Below are 4,080 nucleotides of genomic sequence, written 5' to 3' on the forward strand. Positions count from 1 at the left end.
AGGGGGAGTTGTTCGGCTCGCGTACCGCGACGCTGGAGGAGGTCGAGCGGGCGGCCGCCCGCCTTCAGGCGATGCTCGGCCACGGCGCGGTCACCCGGGTGGAACTCGGCGCCGGGCGGTCCCCGGGGGAGCGGGTCGTCCGGGTGCCCTTCGGTGACGTGGCCGAGGAGGGGCGTTCCGCCGACGGTCCCTGGCCGGGGCGGTTGCCCGCACCCCATCCTGCGGTGGTCTATTCGACGCCGCGTCCGGCCCGGTTGCTGGACTCGGCGGGGGCGACGGTGGAGGTGTCGGGTCGGGCTGTGCTGTCCGCGCCGCCGGCCGCACTCGGCCCGGCGGGCGGCGGCGGGGCGGGGCTGGTGCCGGTGACCGGCTGGGCCGGTCCCTGGCCGGTGCTCGAGCAGTGGTGGGATCCGAGCCGGGCCCAGCGGGTCGCCCGTCTCCAGGTGACCACGGGCGACGGGCGGGCGTGGCTGCTTCGGGTCTCGGGCGGCGCCTGGTCCGTGGAGGCGTGTTATGGCTGAGGGGTCGAAGGAGGCTCGCCCCGGCGCGGCGCGGCACGGTTCACCGGACGCCGCCGGGCGGCCGGTGCTGCGCGCGGTACGCGACACGCCCACATGCGCCGACGAACTCACCGTGCCGTGGGCGGAGTTGCACACCCACTCCGGTTTCTCCTTCCTCCAGGGCGCCTGCGATCCGGCGGAACTGGTCGAAGAGGCGGCGCGGTTGGGCGTGGGCGTACTGGGGCTGACCGATCGGGACGGTCTGTACGGCGCCCGGCGGCTCGAAGGTGCCGCGCGCCGCGCCGGCGTCCGGACGGTCTTCGGCGCCGAACTATCCCTCCAAGCACATGAGTTGGGGCGAGTCGTGGTGCTCGCGAGGTCGACGGAGGGTTTCCGGCGGCTGTCGGCGGCGTTGAGCGCCGCGCAGTTGGCGGGCGCCAAGGGGGCGCCCGTCTACGATCTGGCGGCGCTGTCGGCAGCGGCCCGGCACGACGGTTGGGCGGTACTGACCGGCTGCCCGCGGACGGGCCCGGCAGACCCGGGCGGACCCGGCGGGGAGGCGGTGGCGGAGTACGACGATCCCGCCGACGTCGACGCGGTCGTGCGTCGTATCCGGCGGTTGGCCGACGTCTTCGGGCGGCAGCACGTGCACGCCGAGCTGATCGACCACCGCCTGCCGGAGGACTCGCCGCGCAACCACACGCTCTTCGCGGCGGCCCGCCGCACCGGCGTGCGGACGGTGGCGTCCGGCGCGGTGCACTACGCCGCGCCCCGGCAGGCGCGGCTGTCCCAGGCGCTGGCGGCGTTGCGGCGCCGGGAGGATCTGGAGCGCGCGGCCGGGCATCTGCACCCGGCGCCCACCGCGCATCTGCGCTCGGGCGCGGAGATGGCCGCCTGGCTGGAGCGTTTCCCCGGCGTCCGGGAGGCCACGCTCGCGCTCGGCGAGGAGTGCGCGCTGGACCTGTCGGCGCTGCGCCCCCGGCTGCCCGGTTTCCCGGTGCCCGACGGGCACGCCGAGGACTCCTGGCTGCGCCGGCTGGTGCAGGCCGCCGGTGTCGAGCGCTACGGGCCGCCGCCCGGGGACAACCCGTCGGCCCGCGAGGCGTGGCGGCAGTTGGAGCACGAGCTCGGCATCATCGGGCAGCTCGGGATGGCCGGCTACTTCCTCATCGTGCACGACATCGTGGAGTTCGCCCGCCGAGCCGGCATCTGGTGCCAGGGGCGGGGCTCGGCAGCGTCCTCGCTGGTGTGCCACGTGCTGGGCGTGACGGCCGTCGACCCGCTGCGGCACGGGCTGCTGTTCGAGCGGTTCCTGTCCGTCGAGCGCAGTGAGGCGCCGGACATCGACATCGACTTCGAGCACCGCCGCCGCGAGGAGGTCATCTCCTACGTGTACGAGCGGTACGGGCGGGAGCACGCCGCCCAGGTGGCCAACGTCATCACCTACCGCCCCCGGCTGGCCGTGCGGGACGCCGCGCGGGCGCTGGGCTATCCGCCGGAGCGGGTGGACGAGTTGAGCAGCCGCGTGCACCACCACCGGCCGGCGAGCGCGGGCCGCGAACTGCCGCCGGACGTCGCCGAACTCGCCGGGCAGCTCGAGGGTCTGCCGCGCCATCTGGGCATCCACTCGGCCGGCATGGTGCTCACCCGCCAGCCGGTCGGGGAGTTCGTGCCGGTGGAGTGGGCGACGGCGGAGGGCCGCAGCGTGCTCCAGGGGGACAAGGACGACGTGGAGGCCGCCGGGCTGGTGAAGATCGACCTGCTGGGGCTCGGCATGCTGTCCGCACTGCACGACGCCTGCGATCTCGCCGCCCGCCACCAGGGCGTGCGGCACGACCTCGGTTCGATCCCGCCGGACGATCCGGCGGTGTACGAGATGATCGCCCGGGCCGACACGGTCGGGGTGTTCCAGGTGGAGTCGCGGGCGCAGATGTCCACCCTGCCCCGGCTGGCCCCGGAGAAGTTCGAGGATCTGGTGGTGGCGGTGTCGCTGATCCGGCCCGGCCCCATCCAGGGCGGCAGTGTGCACCCGTACATGCGGCGCCGGGCCGGCCGGGAGAAGGTGGACTACCCGCACCCGTTGGCGGAACGGGCGTTGCGGCGTTCCCTCGGGGTGCCGCTGTGGCAGGAGCAGATGATGGAACTCGCCGTCGACTGCGCGGGGTTCACCCCCGGCGAGGCCGACGAGCTGCGCAAGGCGCTGAGTTCGAAGCGTTCGGTGGAGCGGGTCGGTGAGCTGCGCGGGCGGCTGATGCGCGGCATGGCCCGCAACGGGATCGGGCGGCGGACCGCCGAGCGGATCTACCACATGGTCGAGGGGTTCAGCGGCTACGGCTTCCCGCAGAGCCACGCCCAGTCGATGGCCCATCTGGTGTACGCGAGCGCCTGGTTGCGGCTCCACCACCCGGCGGCGTTCACCGCCGCGCTGCTGCGGAACCAGCCCATGGGCTTCTACTCGCCGCTCTCCCTGATCGCGGACGCGCGGCGGCGCGGGGTCGAGGTGCGCGGCGTCGACGTCCTGCGCTCGGACGTACGCGACACCCTGGAGTCGCGGGAGGCGGCCGGGGAGCCGGCGATCCGGCTCGGGCTGTGGCATGTGAAGGGGCTCGGGGAGGCAGCGGCGGCCCGGATCGTCGACGGCCGCCCCTACACCGACCTGGCGGACCTGGCCCGCCGCGTCCGGCTGCCCGCCGCCGTCATGGAGACCCTGGCCACCGCCGGCGCCTTCGCCGGGCTCGGCGTCGGTCGGCGGGAAGCACTGTGGGCGGCCGGCCCGCTCTCCCGGGCCGACGAGGACACCCTGCCGGGCACCACCCCGGTCCCCGAGGCGCCCGCGCTGCCGCCGATGAACGTCGTGGAGGAGACGTTCGGCGATCTGTGGGCCACCGGTTCCACCACCGGCCGCCACCCGGTGGAGCATCTGCGCGGGCTGTTGCGGGAGCACGCCGCCGTGCCCGTCGCCGAGGTCTTCACACTGCCGGACCGGGCGACGGCGGTGGTGGGCGGTCTTGTCACCCACCGCCAACGTCCACCGACCGCCGGCGGGGTGGTCTTCCTGACGCTGGAGGACGAGAGCGGGATGGCCAACATCGTCATCCGGCCCGAGGTGTGGGAGCGGTACGCCCGGGCGGTCCTCGACCACCCGGCGGTGCTGGTGCACGGCCGGGTGGAGCGCGCCGACGGCGCGACCAGCGTCCTGGCCCTCCGCGTCACCGCCCTCCCCTCCCTGGTACCCGCGCCACAGCCGAGGCGGGGCCGCGGCGGATAGGCGCCGAGGCGGCCGGCGGGCCGCCGAGCGGCACCCGGACGCCCGCGCGGCGAGACGACGCCCGCGCGGCGAGACGACGGCGGCACGGCGCGGGCGGACGCCGGGCGGAGTGCATCGGCCGGTACCGACCGGGCCGCACCGCCCTCGCCGCTCCCTGCGCCACAACCGTGGCAAGGACGCAGCGGGTAGGCGCCCGACGGGCCGCCGGGCGGCAGCCGGACGCGTGGCGCGGGCGGAGGCGAGCGGGGTGGTTGGACGGTGCCGACCGGCTGCACCGTCCTCCCCCCGCCACTGCCGAGGCGGGGGGAGGAC

The 4,080-nt window shown here is 75.7% G+C and carries 1 protein-coding gene and 1 pseudogene; both read left to right on the plus strand.

Annotation, left to right across the window (positions count from 1 at the left end; translation table 11 throughout):
• A pseudogene (locus FNX44_RS28275) lies at positions 1 to 521 on the plus strand (DNA polymerase Y family protein); the annotation flags it as partial.
• Positions 514 to 3,768 (plus strand): error-prone DNA polymerase, encoded by a 3,255-nt coding sequence (locus tag FNX44_RS24590; protein WP_143651192.1) that lies wholly within the window; start codon positions 514 to 516, stop codon positions 3,766 to 3,768. The pseudogene FNX44_RS28275 and the gene FNX44_RS24590, both read left to right, overlap by 8 nt.
• Positions 3,769 to 4,080: the final 312 nt, after the last annotated feature.

The sequence above is a fragment of the Streptomyces alkaliterrae genome, assembly GCF_007097205.2.
In the GTDB taxonomy this organism is placed as follows: domain Bacteria; phylum Actinomycetota; class Actinomycetes; order Streptomycetales; family Streptomycetaceae; genus Streptomyces; species Streptomyces alkaliterrae.